The 18,466-nt window shown below is 47.1% G+C and carries 20 protein-coding genes; 11 read left to right on the forward strand and 9 right to left on the reverse strand.

All coding sequences use genetic code 11. From position 1 onward, the window contains the following. Positions 1-23 precede the first annotated feature (23 nt). From J4N23_RS20040 to J4N23_RS20050, 3 genes are all read left to right on the forward strand, one after another. A complete protein-coding gene (locus J4N23_RS20040; RefSeq protein WP_207429630.1) occupies positions 24-875 on the forward strand; it encodes a glycosyltransferase family 2 protein in 852 nt (283 codons plus the stop codon). A gap of 18 nt (positions 876-893) precedes the next feature. Then, positions 894-2,126: a WcaI family glycosyltransferase gene (locus J4N23_RS20045; protein WP_207429631.1), complete on the forward strand. Its 1,233-nt coding sequence runs from the start codon at positions 894-896 to the stop codon at positions 2,124-2,126. A gap of 968 nt (positions 2,127-3,094) precedes the next feature. Beyond that, positions 3,095-3,322 (forward strand): hypothetical protein, encoded by a 228-nt coding sequence (locus tag J4N23_RS20050; RefSeq protein ID WP_207429632.1) that lies wholly within the window; start codon positions 3,095-3,097, stop codon positions 3,320-3,322. A 163-nt stretch (positions 3,323-3,485) separates the two neighbouring features. Here J4N23_RS20050 and J4N23_RS20055 read toward each other — a convergent pair whose 3' ends face one another. The 4 genes from J4N23_RS20055 to J4N23_RS20070 form a co-directional block, all read right to left on the reverse strand. After that, positions 3,486-3,785 carry a GIY-YIG nuclease family protein gene (locus tag J4N23_RS20055; protein ID WP_207429633.1) on the reverse strand — a complete coding sequence of 100 codons (300 nt, stop codon included), beginning with the start codon at positions 3,783-3,785 and terminating at the stop codon, positions 3,486-3,488. Between the two features lie 150 nt (positions 3,786-3,935). Further along, a complete protein-coding gene (locus J4N23_RS20060) occupies positions 3,936-4,340 on the reverse strand; it encodes a hypothetical protein (RefSeq protein ID WP_207429634.1) in 405 nt (134 codons plus the stop codon). Continuing rightward, entirely contained in the window at positions 4,333-4,950 is a 618-nt protein-coding gene (locus tag J4N23_RS20065) for a hypothetical protein (protein ID WP_207429635.1), read from the reverse strand. The genes J4N23_RS20060 and J4N23_RS20065 overlap by 8 nt, the downstream gene beginning before the upstream one ends. After that, a complete protein-coding gene (locus J4N23_RS20070) occupies positions 4,892-5,245 on the reverse strand; it encodes a PID-CTERM protein-sorting domain-containing protein (RefSeq protein WP_207429636.1) in 354 nt (117 codons plus the stop codon). Before J4N23_RS20070 ends, J4N23_RS20065 begins: the two co-directional genes overlap by 59 nt. Before the next feature lie 358 nt (positions 5,246-5,603). Here J4N23_RS20070 and J4N23_RS21140 point away from each other — a divergent pair, with 358 nt between their 5' ends. From J4N23_RS21140 to J4N23_RS20085, 6 genes are all read left to right on the forward strand, one after another. Continuing rightward, positions 5,604-5,726, forward strand: a complete 123-nt coding sequence (locus tag J4N23_RS21140) for a hypothetical protein (RefSeq protein WP_255534861.1) — start codon at positions 5,604-5,606, stop codon at positions 5,724-5,726. Between the two features lie 266 nt (positions 5,727-5,992). Beyond that, positions 5,993-6,115, forward strand: coding sequence for a hypothetical protein (locus J4N23_RS21145; RefSeq protein WP_255534862.1), 123 nt, complete (start codon positions 5,993-5,995; stop codon positions 6,113-6,115). Positions 6,116-6,580: 465 nt separating this feature from the next. Beyond that, the gene (locus J4N23_RS21150) at positions 6,581-6,715 is read left to right on the forward strand and encodes a hypothetical protein (RefSeq protein ID WP_255534863.1); all 135 of its coding nucleotides are present in this window, start codon (positions 6,581-6,583) and stop codon (positions 6,713-6,715) included. A 92-nt stretch (positions 6,716-6,807) separates the two neighbouring features. Beyond that, positions 6,808-8,199: an undecaprenyl-phosphate glucose phosphotransferase gene (locus J4N23_RS20075; RefSeq protein ID WP_207429637.1), complete on the forward strand. Its 1,392-nt coding sequence runs from the start codon at positions 6,808-6,810 to the stop codon at positions 8,197-8,199. A 17-nt stretch (positions 8,200-8,216) separates the two neighbouring features. Then, positions 8,217-9,002 carry a polysaccharide biosynthesis/export family protein gene (locus tag J4N23_RS20080; RefSeq protein WP_207429638.1) on the forward strand — a complete coding sequence of 262 codons (786 nt, stop codon included), beginning with the start codon at positions 8,217-8,219 and terminating at the stop codon, positions 9,000-9,002. Continuing rightward, positions 8,999-11,428 (forward strand): tyrosine-protein kinase, encoded by a 2,430-nt coding sequence (locus J4N23_RS20085; RefSeq protein WP_207429639.1) that lies wholly within the window; start codon positions 8,999-9,001, stop codon positions 11,426-11,428. The genes J4N23_RS20080 and J4N23_RS20085 overlap by 4 nt, the downstream gene beginning before the upstream one ends. A gap of 1,461 nt (positions 11,429-12,889) precedes the next feature. Here J4N23_RS20085 and J4N23_RS20090 read toward each other — a convergent pair. Then, entirely contained in the window at positions 12,890-13,105 is a 216-nt protein-coding gene (locus tag J4N23_RS20090) for a hypothetical protein (RefSeq protein WP_207429640.1), read from the reverse strand. Between the two features lie 177 nt (positions 13,106-13,282). Between J4N23_RS20090 and J4N23_RS20095 the strand changes: the two genes are divergently transcribed. Beyond that, positions 13,283-14,167 carry a class I SAM-dependent methyltransferase gene (locus tag J4N23_RS20095; RefSeq protein WP_207429641.1) on the forward strand — a complete coding sequence of 295 codons (885 nt, stop codon included), beginning with the start codon at positions 13,283-13,285 and terminating at the stop codon, positions 14,165-14,167. Between the two features lie 76 nt (positions 14,168-14,243). On the opposite strand, the gene J4N23_RS20100 is transcribed toward J4N23_RS20095, so the two are convergent. The 4 genes from J4N23_RS20100 to J4N23_RS20115 all read right to left on the reverse strand — a co-directional run bounded on the left by J4N23_RS20100 (position 14,244) and on the right by J4N23_RS20115 (position 16,863). Continuing rightward, positions 14,244-14,933, reverse strand: coding sequence for a DUF421 domain-containing protein (locus J4N23_RS20100; protein WP_207429642.1), 690 nt, complete (start codon positions 14,931-14,933; stop codon positions 14,244-14,246). A gap of 8 nt (positions 14,934-14,941) precedes the next feature. Next, complete coding sequence (locus J4N23_RS20105) at positions 14,942-15,619, reverse strand: DUF421 domain-containing protein (RefSeq protein ID WP_207429643.1); 678 nt, start codon at positions 15,617-15,619, stop codon at positions 14,942-14,944. Positions 15,620-15,637: 18 nt separating this feature from the next. Further along, on the reverse strand, positions 15,638-16,510 hold the full coding sequence (locus tag J4N23_RS20110; RefSeq protein ID WP_207429644.1) for a cyanophycinase: 873 nt from the start codon (positions 16,508-16,510) through the stop codon (positions 15,638-15,640). Between the two features lie 119 nt (positions 16,511-16,629). After that, positions 16,630-16,863: a hypothetical protein gene (locus J4N23_RS20115; RefSeq protein WP_207429645.1), complete on the reverse strand. Its 234-nt coding sequence runs from the start codon at positions 16,861-16,863 to the stop codon at positions 16,630-16,632. Between the two features lie 110 nt (positions 16,864-16,973). On the opposite strand from J4N23_RS20115, the gene gap reads away from it, so the two are divergent. Next, a complete protein-coding gene (gene gap / locus J4N23_RS20120) occupies positions 16,974-17,978 on the forward strand; it encodes a type I glyceraldehyde-3-phosphate dehydrogenase (protein ID WP_207429646.1) in 1,005 nt (334 codons plus the stop codon). Positions 17,979-18,466 lie beyond the last annotated feature (488 nt).

Raw genomic sequence — 18,466 nt, forward strand, 5'->3', positions numbered from 1 at the left:
TATAACATTACTAATTAGAACGGATGTCAGGTAAGTTAGATCTTACGATCGTAATTCCGGTAAAAAACGAAGAGAAAAATCTGGCAGGGTGCCTGGAAGCTATTGGTAGCGGCCTGGCGGCGAGAATAGACGTAGTCGATTCAGGAAGCACTGACCGGACCAAAGAAATTGCTGTACAATTTGGTGCAAACGTAATCGATTTTTCCTGGAACGGCCAATTTCCAAAAAAGAGGAACTGGTACCTGCGTAATCATACCCCTTCCACCAAATGGGTGTTGTTTTTGGATGCGGATGAGTATCTGACGGAGGAGTTTAAAGAAGAATTGCGACGAGCGCTGCAGGAAGAGCGTATAGTGGGGTATTGGTTAAAGTATACGATCTATTTCCTGGGGGAAAAGTTGAAGGGCGGCTATCCTTTGGATAAACTGGCGCTTTTTCGCGTGGGGGCTGGTGAATATGAACGCATAGACGAGGAGGCCTGGAGCAAGTTGGATATGGAGGTCCACGAGCATCCGGTGTTAGAGGGAGAGATTGGTCGATTGCAAGCCAAGATTGATCATCTGGACTTTCGCGGGGTGGCGCACTATGTAAACAAGCATGTCGAATACGCCAACTGGGAGGCGGCGCGTTTTCTAAAGAAACTGGACGAAGGCAATCAGGGGGAGCAGCTAACCTGGAAACAAAAGATCAAATACGCCCTGATGCAAAGTGTCTTCATCGGCCCGGTTTATTTCCTGGGGAGTTTCTTCCTTCTGGGAGGCTTTCGAGATGGTGCACGCGGCTTTGCTTTTGCAATCCTAAAAATGGCTTATTTTACCCAGGTATATTGCAGGATCCGTGAGCTGAAAGCGGAGCGAAAAAGAAATAATAAGTAGTAGGTGTAAGTGCATAGCATGTCTTCAGTAGATAGATCGAAAAAACGATACCTGGTCATTGGCATTAACTGTTTACCCGAGTTGACGGGAATCGGCCGCTATACGGGGGAGATGGTCAACTGGTTCGAAGACCAGAACGCTCACTGTACAGTAGTAACTACTTTTCCCTATTATCCCTACTGGAAGGTGCAGAAACCCTACCGTGGGAAGTTTTATCGAAAGGAGAAACTGAAAGAGGGTGATCTAACGCTTTATCGTTGTCCCTTCTACGTACCCGCTCATCCCACCGGTTTAAAGAGGGTGATCCACGAAGCAAGTTTCTTTCTGTCCGCCTTTTTCGTGATTATCAATTTGCTTTTTCTGCCTAAGCACGACGAGATTATTTGTATTGCTCCCCCTTTCCATTTGGGTTTTCTGGCGCTGTTATACCGCTTTTTCAAAGGTGGAAAGTTGACCTATCATATTCAGGACCTGCAGATTGAAGCAGCCCGGGACCTGGAAGTATTGAAGCCGCTATGGATTTTTGATATCTTTTTTGCGATGGAGCGTTTCATACTAAATCGTGCTGATCAGGTAAGTACCATATCAGAGGGTATGCAGAAAAAGGTAGCAGCAAAGACCAGGAATCCGGTAGTTCTGTTTCCGAACTGGTCGGACACCCGCGCATTTTATCCCCTTCCGGACCGGGATCAGCTCAAGTTACTTTGGAACTACCAGCAGGAAGACAAGGTCGTGCTCTATTCAGGTAGTATCGGGGAAAAGCAAGGCCTGGAGGTATTACTGGAGATTGCCCGGGAGCTGAAGGGGCTGGAGCATATCAAGCTGCTGATTTGCGGAACGGGTCCCTATAAAGAGAAGTTGAAGCAGCGGGTAGCTGGCATGGACCTGAAGAATGTTTTGTTTTTGCCGCTGCAGGAGAATGAGGTTTTCAATAAGTTCCTGAACATGGCGGATGTGCACCTGGTATTACAAAAAGCAGATGCGAGCGATCTGGTCATGCCTTCCAAATTGACGAATATCCTTTCGGCCGGTGCCCTTGCGCTGGTCACTGCGAATCCAGGTACTACCCTGCACGAGGTGGTGACGGAGCATCAGATGGGCGTGGTGATCCCACCCGAGGATAAGGAGGCATTAAAGCAGGCCATTGTTGCATGCTGTTCAGGCGACTATTCGCAAGAGCGCCGCAATGCACGGAAGTACGCGGAGGAGTTCCTCGATCAGGATACGATTTTGCACCGGATGTTTGGATAAGGAAGGCGAGTGCCGCCAGCTGGTACATCAGCGATCTGCCGTTCTAATCAACCTCGTCATCCCGACGTTAGGAGGGATCCCCCGGAACAACGGTAGTATGCGGGCGCTCTACTTTCACCCCTGGAGATGGTCACGTCACGCCAGGCGCTGGTCCACGGCTTCGTTCCTCACCATGACGGTGGTGGGAGCGGTGATGCTACTTTCAAACTCGGTTCATTAACCTTCCTCAAATCTTATTAAGAGCGTCATCCCGACGATAGGAGGGATCCCCCAGAACAGCGGTAGTACGCTTACATTCTACTTCCACTCGTCGGGATGGTTACGTCACTCCGAGGGCGGTCCAGGCTTCGTTCCTCACCATGACGGTGGCGGGAGCGGCGATGCTACTTTCAAACTCGGTTCATTAACCTTCCTCAAATCTTATTAAGAGCGTCATCCCGACGATAGGAGGGATCCCCCCGGAACAACGGTAGTATGCGGGCGCTCTACTTTCACCCCTGGAGATGGTCACGTCACGCCAGGCGCTGGTCCGCGGCTTCGTTCCTCACCATGACGGTGGCGGGAGCGGTGATGCTACTTTCAAACTCGGTTCATTAACCTTCCCCAAATCTTATTAAGAGCGTCATCCCGACGATAGGAGGGATCCCCGGGAACAACGGTAGTACGCGGGCGTTCTACTTTCATCCCTGGGGACACGCTTGCGCACGAGGCTTTGCTTCGTTCCTCTCCATGACGGGGTTGGAGGAGGTGAGTACTTTCAAATTCGGCTCATCAAGGTTCCTCAAATCTTATTAAGAGGGTCATCCCGACGATAGGAGGGATCCCCCTAAACAATGGTAGTACGCTTACATTCTACTTTCACCCCTGGGGATGGTCACGTCACTCCTGGCGCAGGTCCGCGGCTTCGTTCCTCACCATGACGGCGGTGGGAGAGGCGATGCTACTTTCAATGACCCTTTTTACTGTCGGTGCATCGAAAATCCGTCATTCTAATCAACGCCATCATCCTGACGATAGGAGGTATCCCCGGGAACAGCGGTAGTACGCGGGCGTTCTACTTTCATCCTTGGGGATGGTCACGTCACGCTTGCGCTCAAGTCCGCGGCTTCGTTCCTCACCATGACGGTAGCGGGAGCGGCGATGCTCCTTTCAATGACCCTTTTTACTGTCGGTATATCGAAGAGCCGTCATTCTAATCAACCTCGTCATCCCGACGATAGGAGGGATCCCCCGGAACGACGGTAGTACGCGGCGCTCTACTTTCACCCCGGAGGATGGTCACGTCACTCCATGCACAGTTCCCAGGCTTCGTTCCTCACCATGACGGAGGTGGAGCGGCGATGCTACTTTCAATGAAGCCTACCATTTCTTGATTTCATCCCATAAATTCTCCCATTCCGGATTCTGAGACTTAATAAGGGCATTTTTCTTCTTCCTGCTCCATTTTTTTAGTTCCTTTTCCCGTTCAATTGCCTCTTCTATGCGAGGGTAGTATTCATAATAGACGCAAATGTGGAGATTGTATTTAGCGGTAAAGCTATTTTTGTACTTCTTGCTCATGTGATCCCGAATTCGGGAGACCAGGTCAGAAGTGACCCCTATATACAGGGTGGTTTTGTGTGTATTCGTCATCATGTAGACACAGCCACCTTTCTCCATACAAGCTTTTTGCAATTAAGATAGAAAAAATAATATTTGAGGAAGTAAAGCACCGTTTTACTTCCACCCATGGGGATGGTCACGTCACTCTATGCTCAGGCCTCACGCTTCGTTCCTCACCATGACGTTGGTGGCGCGGGGCGGCTACTTTCAATTGATCTTTTCTTTGCTCCTGGCTTTCAAAACTTCCATAACCCTTTCCAACACCAACACCAAAAAGAGGAAAGGAAAGGGTGAAATGAAGAAAAAGTAAATACCCAGAAAGGAATTGGTGATTAAATCCGGTAAAGTGACCAGGTAATGAAGTGAATAGATAAGTTTCAGTGCAAAAGCAAAACCATATCCTGCGATCCAGATCGTGCGTATCCAGGAAAAAGCGGAGAAACGAAGTCCCCAATAACCACAAATGCCAATCAGAATGATGGGAAGGGTATTAAGCGCTCCACGGAGATAGGCAGAGGCTCCGAAATAATTCATGCCATTCAGGTAGTAGCTAAGCAGCTGAACCAGGCAGATCAGAAGAGCTGGAATCAACCAGGGGCGTTTATTAAGCATTTTTTGAAGGGTTCGTAGCTGCCTGCGGCTTTCTTCGGTCGCCACCCATGAACTTCATCCAGAGGACGAAGATCAGCGAGTAGATCAGGAAGGTAAAGATATAGGTATGTGCGGCGTAGAATAAGGGACTCTTTGTTTTGGCTAGCCACAACAGAAGCAGACAGCGACTGATATTAGCCAAGAAAATAAGAAGCAATCCTGTGAGGATAAAGCCTGCGCGTCTTTTTAAAGCACCTCCGATACAAAGGATAAAGCCGGTATATAAAACAAAAAGCTCCAGCGCATTACAGGGGTCGCCAATAATCAAAACTGGTTTTCCGCTGACACTGATCTGGGCGAAGTTTTCGGAAAGCATCAGGGAGAGTTTCTCCGCCGAAAAGAGATCGTAGATCACCCAGGTACTTAGAGCAGTGATCCGGGTAAATAGCTGGTCAAGGGAAGCAGATAGAAAATAGACATAGCCCAATTTCCAAACAATAAACAGAACGAGTGCTTTGGAGAAAAAATGAATCAGTTCTTTCGGCACCTTCGCAAGCAAGGTTGAAGAGGGCTTAGTCATGCGCCTGGCCGTTCGCCTTTTTACGTCGTTGATAGAGTTGTTTACCTCCATAGCCCAGCCCGGCAGCGAGTAGAAAACCAATTCCACCATCTATAGGAACACCGGCAGGATCACCTGAGCCACCAGGATTGGTGTTATTACTTTCAGCAACGACGTCATGAGGATAACTGTTATGAATAGTAGGCTGGCGACCATCAGTATAGTGGACCACGTAATAGGTATAGGTAACGCCAGGCATAATTTCGATTTCCTTCTCCTCCACACGATCAACATGAGCCGCCTTGCTCGCGGCCGGAAACATAAGGAGAAGGATGACTACCGCACAAACGTAGGAAAACGTTTTCATCAATTTTTAATGTAAATCACACAATAATCTTTCCAATCGTTTTTATTTTTTAAAAATTTGATCGGGAAAGAAAAACAATTTAAATATAGAGCTGTTGTAGCGGGTTGACAATACCCAGAATAGGGTATTTTTTTGTTACTCAGGCGTTTCTGGGCGTAGATTTAGATACTCGTTGTGGAGCAGAGATGGGTAAGATTTGCCACGGGGTTAGTCAATGTCCGGCGGTGGGAGATGCAATGCTACCTTGAAACTCGGTTCATCAAGGCTCCTCAAATTTTAATAAGAGCGTCATCCCGACGATAGGAGGGATCCCATGGAACAGCGGTAGTACGCTTACATTCTACTTTCACCCATGGGGATGGTCACGTCACTCCAGGGACAGTCCAGCGCTTCGTTCCTCACCATGACGGCGGTGGGAGATGCGATGCTACTTTCAATGACCCCTTTTTACTGTCGGAACATCGAAGATCCGTCATTCTAATCAACGTCGTCATCCCGACGATAGGAGGGATCCCCCGGAGCAGCGGTAGTACGCTTACATTCTACTTTCACCCCTGGGGATGTCACGTCACTCTATGCACAGGTCCAGGCCTTCGTTCCTCAACATGACGGTCGTGGGAGAGGCTGGCTACTTTGAATAACGGTTCATCAAGGTTCCTCAAATCGTATTAAGAGCGTCATCCCGACGTGAGGAGGGATCCCCCGGAACAGCGGTACTACGCTTACATTCTACTTTCACCCCTGGGGATGGTCACGTCACTCCAGGCACAGTCCAGCGCTTCGTTCCTCACCATGACGGCGGTGGGAGATGCGATGCTACTTTCAATGACCCCTTTTTACTGTCGGAACATCGAAGATCCTTCATTCTAATCAACGTCGTCATCCCGACGATAGGAGGGATCCCCCCGACCAGCGGTAGCACGCAATTCTACTTCCACCCATGGGGATGGTCACGTCACTCCATGCGCAGTTCCCAGCCTTCGTTCCTCAACATGACGGTCGTGGGAGATGCGATGCTACTTTCAAACTCGGTTCATCAAGGTGCAGCAAAGCTAATAAGAGCGTCATCCCGACGATAGGAGGGATCCCATGGAGCAGCGGTAGTACGCTTACATTCTACTTTCACCCCTGGGGATGGTCACGTCACTCCAGGCACAGTCCAGCGCTTCGTTCCTCACCATGACGGCGGTGGGAGATGCGATGCTACTTTCAATGACCCCTTTTTACTGTCGGAACATCGAAGATCCGTCATTCTACCAACGTCGTCATCCCGACGATAGGAGGGATCCCCCGGAGCAGCGGTAGTACGCTTACATTCTACTTCCACCCCTGGGGATGGTCACGTCACTCCACGCACAGTACCCAGGCTTCGTTCCTCACCATGACGCTGGTGGGAGAGACGATGCTAATTCAATAGTGGCCCATCCCCTCCTTATTCCCATTTTCCTGCTTTCTCCCTTCGAAAATTAATTAACTCTCATCTTTTAGTAATAAATCTTAAAAAAACCTGTTCTTTTTCTCTAAAATTTTAGCAAATTTGCTAATGATGTTTAGAAGGGATAATGGCAACATTTAGAAAGAAAGTTCACTGGTCCATATTTTGGGCAGACATCTTGGTAATCTCAGTTTCCCTTCTGGTTACCATGATGTACACCAAGTCGCTTTTTAATCAAGACTTCAATCTGATCGATTTGGGACTCTGGGCCTTTTTAGCTGCTGGTTGGTATTTCTCCAGCAAAGTGAATATGCTCTACGACGAAGCCGTTAGTGGAGGCAACTTCGTGATCATTATGCTGAAGATCATGAACAATGTCTTCCTGCAGGCGATTTTGCTGGTGATCTTTCTCTTTGTTATCAAATATCCCTATTATGAACGCCAGTTTGCGTTGATTTACATTACGCTGCTCAGTGCCTTGATGCCGGTGGAGAAATATCTCTACAAGAAGTTGATGGAGCGCTTCAGTCACCGGGGCTGGACTACGAAAAAGGTGCTGATTGTGGGAGCGGGTCAGGTAGGCATGAACTTCTACAATTTTTTGAAAAGCAATCCCCATTATGGCTATACCGTAGTAGGTTTCCTGGACGATCAGATCAAACCTTATCTGAACGGACAATATCGCGGCAATATCGCGCAACTCAAGGAAATCCTGCAGGGAGAGGAATACATCGATGAAGTCGTCGTGGCTTTGCCTAATCGCGCTTCCGAAAAGATTTCCCAGGTGGTAGAGACCGTCAATAACGAAGCCGTGCGTTTACGGATCATTCCGGATTACTTCCAGTTCCTTTCTACCAAATACGGACTCGATATGTTTGGGGGATTCCCCATCATCACGGTGCGGCACGAGCCTTTGGAGGAAATGCATTGGAAATTTGTGAAACGGGCCTTCGATCTGGTTTTTTCGATATTCGTTTTGCTGTTTGTTTGCTCCTGGTTGTTTCCAATTATGGCCCTGTTGATCAAGCTGGACTCGAAAGGCCCGGTTTTTTTCAGTCAGCTTAGGTCAGGAATCAATAATAAACCATTTTATTGTATCAAATTCCGGAGCATGACCGTAAACAACGCGGATCCGGCTAAACAGGCCTCCAAGAACGATAGCAGGGTAACGAAGATGGGTAAGTTTATGCGAAAAACGAATCTGGACGAATTCCCTCAGTTTATCAATGTTCTGATCGGAAATATGTCGGTAGTGGGGCCGCGACCACATATGGTGCAGCATACGGATCAGTATTCAAAAATCGTACGACAGTATATGGTACGTCAGTTGCTGAAGCCGGGTATCACTGGCTGGGCACAGGTGAACGGGTACAGGGGGGAAACCAAAAAAATAGAGGAAATGCAGAAAAGGGTGGAAATGGATTTGTTTTACCTCGAGAACTGGACCTTGCTAATGGACATCAAAATTATATTCTTGACCTTTTGGAACACTTTAAGGGGCGACGATAAAGCCTTTTAACTAACTTAAAATTACTTGTGAAATTAATTAATATAGTTTATAGCTTTTTCCTACTGCTCCTGTTATCATCTTGTTCATATAAAAATCGAGATGTTCTGTTTAGGTCAGCTACCCCGCCTCCCCTAAATAACATAAGCCCTCTTTATGTTGTAAATGACCAAGGAATTAACGATAAGGGCCATATCATTTCGCTTGATGATATTCTCACAGTTACAAACCTTCAAAATCCTGACCTAATTTCAGGAAAAATTACAGGAACTGCTAGTCCGGTAACTCAGGAAAGAACTTACAGGGTGGAAGCCGACGGGAGCGTTCGTCTTCCGGTGTTAGGGAAGGTGAAATTGGTGGGATTATCAATACTGGATGCCGAGAGAGCGCTGGACAGTCTTTACCATCGTGAGTTTTTGAAGGACCCTATTATTGATATTTCAGTAGTAAATTTGAATGTGACGATTCTTGGAGAAGTAGCGCAACCGGGAACTTATCTGCTTCAAAAAGAGAAAACGTCGCTTGTGGAGATTCTTGGGCAGGCAGGAGGGATAAACGCACGGGCAAATAAAGGAAGCGTGAAAATTGTTCGCAAGACGGGAGATCCTGGAAATCCTGAAATAATCTATGTAGACCTAAAAAGTATAAGTTCAATAACAAATCCGAAACTGAACTTGCGTAAAAACGACCTTATTTACGTGGAACCTAGAACTTCAGCTCGAATAGGTGATAGACTTACTGCTATCAGTCCGATCATACAATCTGGTCTATTAGTTCTTAACACTGCTTTGATTATTCTTACCCTCTCTAGATGAGTATTACTACTAGTCCCAAAACTACCGGGAAAGATTCTGTAGCATTTGAAAATGCTACGCACATGCCTGAAAAAAAAATATCGTACGCGAAAGTAGCTAGGGTGTTCCTGGCCGGATGGTACTGGATCATTGGAAGTCTGGTGTTAGCTGTAGGGGTCGCGTATTTCTATTTGCGGACTGCTCCCAGAATATATTCGACTTCTTCAGTTATCCGAATCGAAAGTGATAAGCCTGGTTTTAACCTTGACCCCAATAATGCTCCAGTCTCCCTATTTAGGCCGAAGAATGATTTGGAGTCGGAAACTTTTGTGATCAGGTCCAGGGCTGTAATGGAGAACGCTATAAAGCGCCTCAACTATCAGGTTAGTTATTTTATTAAGGGGAGGGTGCGCAATAGTGATATTTATCCGGAAGTTCCTTTTTCTGTCGTTCCACAGGATACGACTAGCATGGAGGGAAGTAGCGACCTCTTCGAGTTTGAACACAAGACCCAGACAACTTACCTTTTAAGCCTGAACAATAAGAGCGCCTCCTTCAAGTACGGAGAGCTCGTGGAGTTAGGAGGCTACAAATTCAAGATCTTACAAGGAGTGGAGCCTGTTCAGGGTACCTATCTTTTTAGAATTAATACTCCAGCGTCAGTAGCCCGGTCTGTAATGCCATACTTGACGATACAGCCTTACTCGAAGAATGCTGATATTATTAGTTTGAGTTTATCCGGGCTAAATCCTCAATTCGCCTCCGACATGCTCAATGCTATTATGGAGGAGTATATCAATCACAGTCGAAAAAGTAAGCAGCAAGCAGCCACACAGACTATCGAGTTTATCAATGAACAGCTTGCCCTATTATCCGGTCAGGTTGAAAAGTCAGAGTCTGCATTGGAAAGTTACAAGAGAGGAAACAATATTGTCGATCTTAGTACAAGTACCGGTACTCTAGTATCACGATTATCAGAGTTGGAATCAAGGAAAAATGAGATTCAGATTCAGTCGCTCGCTATTGATCAGTTGGAGTCGGAGATAAAGCAGAACAGACAGCGAGTGACGTTAAACTTGGGTTTGGAAGGCGAAACCGGACCCCTACTTACGGGGCTAGTTAGTCAGTTTAATGGATTGATCACGGAGCGCAACGCTTTGTTAAATCAGTATAACGAGAATTCTAACCAAATTAAACAAATAGATAATCAAATTGCTGCCATCCAACAGGCGGCTGTAAATAGTATTAGGCTTTTACGCGAACGAAGTAACAAAACTTTGGGGTACGTTAATCAACAACTCGCCGAGCTTAACCAAGAGTTGAAGGAGATTCCCCGTGCTGAGCGGCAATTGTTTTCCCTCACTGCAAATAATGAGGTGAATCAGAAGGTTTTGACCTTTTTGAATGAAAAGAAATTAGCGGCGCAAATTAACCGAGCCAGCACTGTTGCAGACGCGTCAATAATAGAAACGGCTAAAGCGAACTTGGCCCCAATCAGCCCAAAGTCTGCAGATATTTATAGGAATTCTCTTGTTTTTGGTCTTGCCTTGGGAATTGGTATCATCCTTTTATTAAGAATGATAAACCCGTATATCAATGACAGGGCTTTTGTTGAGGCTCATACCAACGTACCGATCCTAGGCGTAATTCGCAAATTTCCTGATACCATTGACGAGAACAATAGTCAGGTTTTAAATAATGTTCTTCCTAAATCAGTCTTTGCAGAGTCAGTTAGATCTGTTCGAACAAATTTGAGTTTTCTGGCCGCGGAAAAAGGCAATAAGGTGATTTGTGTGACATCGGAACTTGCAGGGGAAGGAAAATCCTTTACTTCCCTAAACCTAGCAAGCACCCTGGCTCTGATAGAAAAGCGGGTGGTACTAATCGCTGCCGATTTACGACGATCGAAACTACATAAGGCATTTAATGTCGAGAAGGGCCTAGGCCTGGCAGACTTTCTGGCGAGAAAGACGGATTTAGAGCATATTATTACAAAGACCTCCTTACCGGAACTCGATTTCATTTCTTCGGGCACTTTTCCACCCAATCCTTCTGAATTATTGCATAGCGATCGGATGCAGGATTTGATCAAAAGGCTTTCAGAGACTTACGATTATGTGATTGTCGATACGGCTCCTGTCGGTATCATCTCGGATGCTATTCCAATTATTACCGCCGCAGATATCAACATTTTCGTGGTAAGAGCAGGGGTATCTAAGACCACCGCTGCGACCTTGCCTACCCGTATTTCTTATGAGTTGGGCCTCAACAATGCGGTGATTATCCTTAATGAGTTTGAGGAAAAACCAATGTATGCCAGCTTCTATTCTACCGATTTCGGAGAAACCGGCTACTATGGTTATTACTACTATAGTGACTACTCGGCTTACTCTTCTTACCTGGATGTAGAGAAAAAGCCCTGGTGGAAGCGGATATTTAAAGTATAACAGTATTACAGGAAGGCCGGCATTTGCTGGCCTTCGTTTTTTAATTATCTTTTATTTCGCGGCGATGGTTGGTGATCGGATGATTTGGGCCTCTGTGATCGGATGACTATGAGGCGCTTGCAGTTGTCATCCGACCAGTTGTATTGGTTGCGCTGGAGAGGTGGCTGCTGTTAGTGATGGGATGAATGGAGTCGTTCGATCACATCTTTCTGCCGTTGGTTATGCGAAGCGGTATTTATAATATTGACAAGAGATAGTTCAAGGGATCTTGAAATGAATTCAGGATGACGAGGGAAGGGATGTGGGTAGAAGATTGCAGCGTTTAAGCAATTGCTGGGCTGTTAGTGATCGGATGACTATAAGGCGTTTTGCAGCTGTCATCCGACCACTAGTATTGGTTGCGCTGGAGAGGTGGCTGCTGTTAGTGATCGGATGAATGGAGTCGTCCGATCACATGTATTCTGCTGGTTCTGTGAACGGATATTTGCGATGTCGACAAGAGATAGTTCAAGGGATCCTGAAATAAATTCAGGATGACGAGGGAAGGGATTTGGGTAGGAGATTTACAAGGTTTAAGGCCTTGATGGGCTGTCTGTGATCGGATGACTATGAGGCGCTTTGCAGGTGTCATCCGACCACTTGTATTGGTTGCGCTGGAGAGGTGGCTGCTGTTAGTGATCGGATGAATGGAGTCGACCGATCACATCTTTCTGCCGTTGGTTATGCGAATGGTATTTGTAATATTGACAAGAGAAAGTTCAAGGGATCCTGAACTAAATTCAGGATGACGAAGGAAGGATTTTGGGTAGGAGATTTACAAGGTTTAAGGCCTTGATGGGCTGTCTGTGATCGGATGACTATGAGGCGCTTGCAGGTGTCATCCGACCACTTGTATTGGTTGCGCTGGAGAGGTGGCTGCTGTTAGTGATCGGATGAATGGAGTCGTCCAATCACATCTTTCTGCCGTTGGTTATGCGAAGCGGTATTTATAATATTGACAACAGATAGTTCAAGGGATTCTGAAATAAATTCAGGATGACGAGGGAAGGGATTTGGGTAGAAGATTGCAGCGTTTAAGCAATTGCTGGGCTTTAGTGATACGATGACTATAGGCCGCTTTGCAGTTGTCATCCGACCACTTGTATTGGTTGCGCTGGAGAGGTCGCTGCTGTTAGTGATCGGATGAATGTATTCGTCCGATCACATCTTTCTGCCATTGGTTACGCGAATCGGTATTTGTAATATAAATAAGAGATAGTTCAAGGGATCCTGAAATGAATTCAGGATGACGAAGGAAGGGATTTGGGTGGTAGATCTGCAACGTTTAGTCCATTGAAGAGCTGTTAGTGGTCGGATGACTTGGAGTCGTCCGATCACGATGGTACATTAAAAAAACGGCCAGGTATTGACCCGGCCGTTTACATCTACCTATGAAAACCAATTCCAATTCCATGGAACGAGTTAGGTCTTTTTGGGGGGATCCTTCACCGGATCCAGGGGCTGTTCACCCCGCTCTTTGGTAGTAGAAGGGTCCTTGAAATCCGCCTCTTCTTCTGTATAATCCAGATCTTCTAGTTTCAATACAGCTTCCTGATCGTCCTCGGGATGTCTGATGTCTTTACGCTCTGAATCTTTAGGCTCGAATTTCTCAGGTTTATCGCTTTGGTTATTGATCATGGTTTTATTGTTATAACATTTAATTAATAAATTGGTTTTTTCTCCTGCCATTCAAGAGCCTGCTGAATGAGGAGGAAAAAAAGGCTTGCCTGGTTTTAAAAATTAATATTGGAATAGCAGAAGATACCTTATCTTTAAGTCCTGAGGCACGTGCCTTTTAACTAGAACCTTTTCCCTATGAACGAGGAAATTTATTCCTACATCGATTCGTCTGCCGCTATCGTTGACCATGGCACGTATCTGGAAAGTCCGATCAAAAATCCGGGTGAGGGCTTAGCTGCCAATATCTATTATTTCAACCAGCCGGAATGGGCGGAAGAATACCTGACTTATTGCCACCGTTCTCCTTCATTCAAATCCAGATGGGAAGCGGCCCTGGGTGATCTGGAAGGTAAAGTGGTGGTCGATATTGGCTGCGGTCCGGGCAATGTCTTTGCGACGGTAACTAGTAAGCCTCGCCTCTTAATAGGCGTAGATGTGGCTCCGGTGTCTTTGAGGTTTGCCGCCAAATACGGCTATACGCCGGTGCTTGCGGATGCGTCCAAACTTCCCTTTGTTTCTGGCTTTGCCGATGTGGTGGTGCTGAATGCCGCCCTTCATCATTGCGAGGACATGGCTGCCATTTTACGAGAAGCAGCCCGCATCCTGAAACCGGGAGGTTTGATCGTGACGGATCACGATCCGCAGCTGAGCGCCTGGGATTATAAAGGGATCGCCAAGCTACTTTGGAACGGCCGTCTGCTTTACTACCGGATTGTTAAACATGGCTTTCACAAGACCGACGACCAGCAAACCTGGGGCCTTGCCTGCGAAATTCACCATAAACCCGGCCATGGGGTAACAGAGCAATTCTTCCGGGGAACACTTGAGCCACTCGGCTTTGACTTGCAGGTCTATCCGCATAACCATGAGGTGGGCGAACAGGTGCTGAAGGGGGAACGAGGAAAGGCAGCGCTGAAGTACCGCATGGGAAATATTCTATCGGGACGAAACCCGAAGAAGCCCGGTAGTGCACTCTCCTTGATGTGTCTTGCCAGGAAGAGGATGACTGTTACGGTTTAATGCATTTTGTTATATATGGATAAACCAGCGCCACTAATACCGCTGGTTTAGTCTTTTAGTCGTTCTGGCCGAACTCTTATAGATAGGCTTCCACCCATTTGGTTCTGCCGCAGCGTTCGCAGGGCACCTGGTTACCGGGTTGATTCCGCTTCACGTTGCCGCATTCGTTGCAGGCGCAGAAGCCGGGGGCTAGTTTTTTTTCCTTCCGGAAGTCGGTGTCGTATTGAGGCAGGGTTGATAAACCGGGAGAGGGCTGATCATTTTGAATAAAGCTGAAGGCGCCTCCCGACTCCAGGTAAAGACGTTTAATTTTACCCAGATTATCGATGCCGCAGGACCGGGCTTCGGCGAACAGACGCTCGGGGGAAATCCGGCTTTTTTTCATCTCGTCCAGCTGCAATTTTCCGTCGCTCACCAATATGGAGAGGTCATCTTCTGCAAGCTGCTCAAATTTCTGGCTTTTAAAGGCCAATGTCGAGATGATTCGCTGCACGATCACCACTACAATGGCAATGACGAATGCCGGCAAAATCCCACGACTCGGGTCCATCATCGGTACCCCAATTGCTGCGGCAAGAGAGACCATCGCAATCAACTCATTCCTGCTCAGGTGCGAAGCCATCCGTTTTCCCATAATCCTCATCGAAACCATCAGCAAGAGGTATACAAAAAATGCCCGGATGATCACTTCAATTATGAAACTGACTGGAGCCTCGCCAAAAAGCATCCGGCTCCAATCCATGATATAAATCTCAAACTCTTTCATTGTCTTTCTTATTCAATTGCTTTGGTCCAACGCTTGCTTCCGCAATTATGGCATTCTTCCTGTGTTTCTATGGCCACATAGCCGCAGCTGCAGCAGGCCTGTGATCCCGCTGCCGCGCTCATTCCGTCAAGCTGTTCATCATCCTGGTCGGGTAAAAGGGAAAGGCCCCTACGTCCTTCGTTGGTGAAAATACTCAATAGGCCGCAGCCCTCCAGGTAGGCCCGTTTGACATTGCCCAGGTTCAGAATATTTTTATGCCGTAGCATGGCAAACAACTCCTGCCGGGAAATGCGTACTTTTTTCATCTCCTCCAGATCCAGCACACCATCCTTCACCAATACACTGGAGTGGCCCTGGCTCAGTTTCTCAAACTTCGAGCTGTTAAATCCCCAGAGGTTAATGCCGCGCTGGAATAGCAGTGCACACAGAAGCAGAATGATGCCGAAAATGACGCCCCGGTCGGGAAGCTGCATAGCTGGGGCGACAATTGCACCGAGCGTAATCATAACAGCGGTTTCCGTCAAGGTTAACTGCCCGCCCATCCGTTTTCCCAAAAGTCGCGCAATCACAATAAGTGCGATGTAAATGATCAGGGTCCGGATGAATACCTCCAGGAGGAATTCAGGTGGCGCATCTCCAAACAAGATGCGCTGCCAGTCAGACAACTTTATCTCTTCTTTTTTCATAGGTACTGCCTGTTGCTATTAGATATGAGGGGGATTGGTTTGAGGAATGACAAACCGATCTCCCCGCGAGAGAAGGTCCACCTGCAAACCCCGGATGGAAATAGAGGCTCCCGTCCCGAAATCAAGGACATTGCTTTTAGAAATGCGATGACCGTCGATGATGATCACGATGCCGCTACCGCAAACCTGGCCTTCAATCCCGTTTTTGATGACGATAGCTGTGTCTTCTTCGATGCCAATCCCGATACATGTGGGGTTGGTCGCAATCACTTGCGCCATCCGTACAAATCGCCCCCGGTCTACGAAGTGCGTATCAATACACACATCTTTCAAAAACTCTAAGCCTGTGGTGATCTTAATCTCTCCGCTGATCTGCTGCACGTCTTTATTGCCCGCGTAAATCATCGGTGTGGACATGGCCATTGCACCGGCACTAGTCCCTCCAATGACAAAATGCTCGCGGATATAGCGCTGCTTAATCTCCATCAGGAAGAGCGTTCCGCCATAGATAGTAGTCAGCCGAAGTTGATCTCCGCCAGTGAAAAACACTGCATCTGCCTCCCGGATTCGATCCACCAGTGCGGCTTCGTCTTTTAAAACATCTTCCCGCTGCTCGTGGTGGATCCGGCCGATCTGAGTCACGTTAAGCGTTGAAAAAGCATTTACATACTCTTCGAACAGCGCATCGCCTTCGCTGCTAGCGGTGGTCACCACCTCCAATTTGGGATTTTCCTTTTTTATTGCCGAAATAAATGTTCCCAGCACTTCCAGGGGCTGCAGATTGTCCTGCTGTACTTCTTTTTCCGGCGTTTCTCCCCGGTTTTCTTTACCTCCGATAGCTACTAAGATCCCATTCGGAACGGGACATTCATTAACTGGTTTCGTTCGCATAAATTCTGATACATTTGCTTTGAATCAACTTGGTCAATTAACGATTTGTTTGTTCCGTGCGTTAATACGGGTACTTTTTACACGCTCAGGGTTTCTACCTGCTAGCGAATGGTTTAGTCCTATAATTCCTTAAAATGGCGTTCTATTTCCTGAGTAATGGCTTTGAGCTCCTCAGGACTTAAATGTGTGCCTTCCATAAATTCCCAATTTCGCTCATCGCTATAAACCATTTTAACAACTTCATCATCATGCAAAATGAGGTGGTAAATACTTTCCCTAGAGCAATCGTCCGGTACAACGAGAATTTCCACCCACTCGGTTCCCAATTTGGTCTTGATCTTAAAACTATCCATTTGCTAGTAATTTTGCGGAACCCAAGCAAAAGTTATTCCGCGGAAACTAGAAATAGTGCCTTAAGGATGCAGAGGCCTCCTTAATCATCAAAAACACTAACTTTGCCGGGATGAAAGTTGCAATTAATGGCTTTGGCCGGATAGGAAGGACGGTTCTTAGAACGCTTTTACTAAAAAAGGGGATTCAGGTTGCTGCGATTAATGATCTGGCGGACGCAGAAACGCTGGCTCATCTGGTTAAATACGATACGGTACAGCGAGGCTTCTCCGGAACAGTAGCAGCTGGAGAGGGAGCTATCCTGGTTGATGGCCAGCCGATCCCACTCTTTTCAGAGGCGGATCCCCGTCAATTGCCCTGGCAGCGCCTGGGTATTGATCTGGTCATCGAGTCTACAGGCCGCTTCACTACCGCTGAGAAGGCCGCTGTTCACCTGGAGGCGGGCGCAAAGCAAGTGATCATTTCGGCACCCTCTGCAACGAAGGATGTGCCCACCGTCGTGCTGGGTGTGAATGACAGCGAGATCGACTTCCGCTCTCCGATTTTATCTAATGCTTCCTGTACCACGAACAATATCGCACCGATGATCAAGGTACTGGAAGATAACTGGGGCATTGTGAATGGTTACATCACGACCGTGCATTCGATGACCGGTGATCAAAACCTGCACGACGGTCCGCATAAAGACCTCCGTAGAGCGAGAGCGGCTTCGGCTTCCATCATCCCAACTACAACCGGTGCAGCAAAAGCAATCACCAATATTTTTCCTCATTTGGATGGAAAGCTGGGTGGGGCAGGTATTCGCGTTCCGGTATTGAACGGATCGCTCACCGACTTTACCTGTATCCTGAAAAAGCCGGCGACTGTGGAGGAGATCAATGCTGCTTTTCGTGCTGCAGCCGATAGTTATTTACAGGGAATCCTCTACTATACGGAAGATCCAATTGTTTCTGTGGATATCCTGGGTAATTCTCACAGCTGTGTATTCGATTCGAAACTTACTTCCATTGTAGGTGGCCTCACGAAGGTAGTCGGCTGGTACGATAACGAATACGGTTATTCAAGTCGCATGGCAGACTTGGTAGAGCGGATTGCAAGGGTTGGGAAGGATAGGTAGACAAGACAGACGATAGTCACCTCATCCCTGACCCTTCTCCTCAAGGAGAAGGGAACCACGCAACTTAGGAGCATCCTACAAAATCTCGTAGTTCGCAGATGTCCAGGGTTGGCGATATTAAGTTACGCGGAGGTAAGTTGTGTTTTTCCTGTCTAGCAGTAGTGTGGTGAGAACCTGTAAACGCATAACCGGATTATTCTAAAACCTTAAATTTTCTTAGAACGAGACAGACGAGACATCACGGCACATCCCCTCTCCTTGAGGAGAGGGTTAGGGTGAGGTGTTTGTATTATTATACGGGTTGTCTCGTCCTAAAAAAAGTTTACAGGTTAAAGATATAATCCTAGGATAGCTTTACGGGTTTCCACTAGTCCTAAGATAGCTTTACAAGCTTACGATTTTTCTGATAATAGTTTTTCCATAGTTTGTTTGTACTGATCATTTCGGAATGTACTACAGCAGGAGTTAGCATACCGTTGCTCATATGT

Source organism: Pedobacter sp. SYSU D00535 (genome assembly GCF_017355855.1).
In the GTDB taxonomy this organism is placed as follows: Bacteria; Bacteroidota; Bacteroidia; order Sphingobacteriales; family Sphingobacteriaceae; genus Desertivirga.

Coding starts and splice junctions, on each gene's coding strand:
- J4N23_RS20040 (WP_207429630.1), top strand. CDS start 24: ATGTCAGGTAAGTTAGATCTTACGATCGTAATTCCGGTAAAAAACGAA.
- J4N23_RS20045 (WP_207429631.1), top strand. CDS start 894: ATGTCTTCAGTAGATAGATCGAAAAAACGATACCTGGTCATTGGCATT.
- J4N23_RS20055 (WP_207429633.1), bottom strand. CDS start 3,785: ATGGAGAAAGGTGGCTGTGTCTACATGATGACGAATACACACAAAACC.
- J4N23_RS20060 (WP_207429634.1), bottom strand. CDS start 4,340: ATGCTTAATAAACGCCCCTGGTTGATTCCAGCTCTTCTGATCTGCCTG.
- J4N23_RS20065 (WP_207429635.1), bottom strand. CDS start 4,950: ATGGAGGTAAACAACTCTATCAACGACGTAAAAAGGCGAACGGCCAGG.
- J4N23_RS20070 (WP_207429636.1), bottom strand. CDS start 5,245: ATGAAAACGTTTTCCTACGTTTGTGCGGTAGTCATCCTTCTCCTTATG.
- J4N23_RS21140 (WP_255534861.1), top strand. CDS start 5,604: ATGGTCACGTCACTCCAGGGACAGTCCAGCGCTTCGTTCCTCACCATG.
- J4N23_RS21145 (WP_255534862.1), top strand. CDS start 5,993: ATGGTCACGTCACTCCAGGCACAGTCCAGCGCTTCGTTCCTCACCATG.
- J4N23_RS21150 (WP_255534863.1), top strand. CDS start 6,581: ATGGTCACGTCACTCCACGCACAGTACCCAGGCTTCGTTCCTCACCAT.
- J4N23_RS20075 (WP_207429637.1), top strand. CDS start 6,808: ATGGCAACATTTAGAAAGAAAGTTCACTGGTCCATATTTTGGGCAGAC.
- J4N23_RS20085 (WP_207429639.1), top strand. CDS start 8,999: ATGAGTATTACTACTAGTCCCAAAACTACCGGGAAAGATTCTGTAGCA.
- J4N23_RS20090 (WP_207429640.1), bottom strand. CDS start 13,105: ATGATCAATAACCAAAGCGATAAACCTGAGAAATTCGAGCCTAAAGAT.
- J4N23_RS20095 (WP_207429641.1), top strand. CDS start 13,283: ATGAACGAGGAAATTTATTCCTACATCGATTCGTCTGCCGCTATCGTT.
- J4N23_RS20100 (WP_207429642.1), bottom strand. CDS start 14,933: ATGAAAGAGTTTGAGATTTATATCATGGATTGGAGCCGGATGCTTTTT.
- J4N23_RS20105 (WP_207429643.1), bottom strand. CDS start 15,619: ATGAAAAAAGAAGAGATAAAGTTGTCTGACTGGCAGCGCATCTTGTTT.
- J4N23_RS20110 (WP_207429644.1), bottom strand. CDS start 16,510: ATGCGAACGAAACCAGTTAATGAATGTCCCGTTCCGAATGGGATCTTA.
- J4N23_RS20115 (WP_207429645.1), bottom strand. CDS start 16,863: ATGGATAGTTTTAAGATCAAGACCAAATTGGGAACCGAGTGGGTGGAA.
- gap (WP_207429646.1), top strand. CDS start 16,974: ATGAAAGTTGCAATTAATGGCTTTGGCCGGATAGGAAGGACGGTTCTT.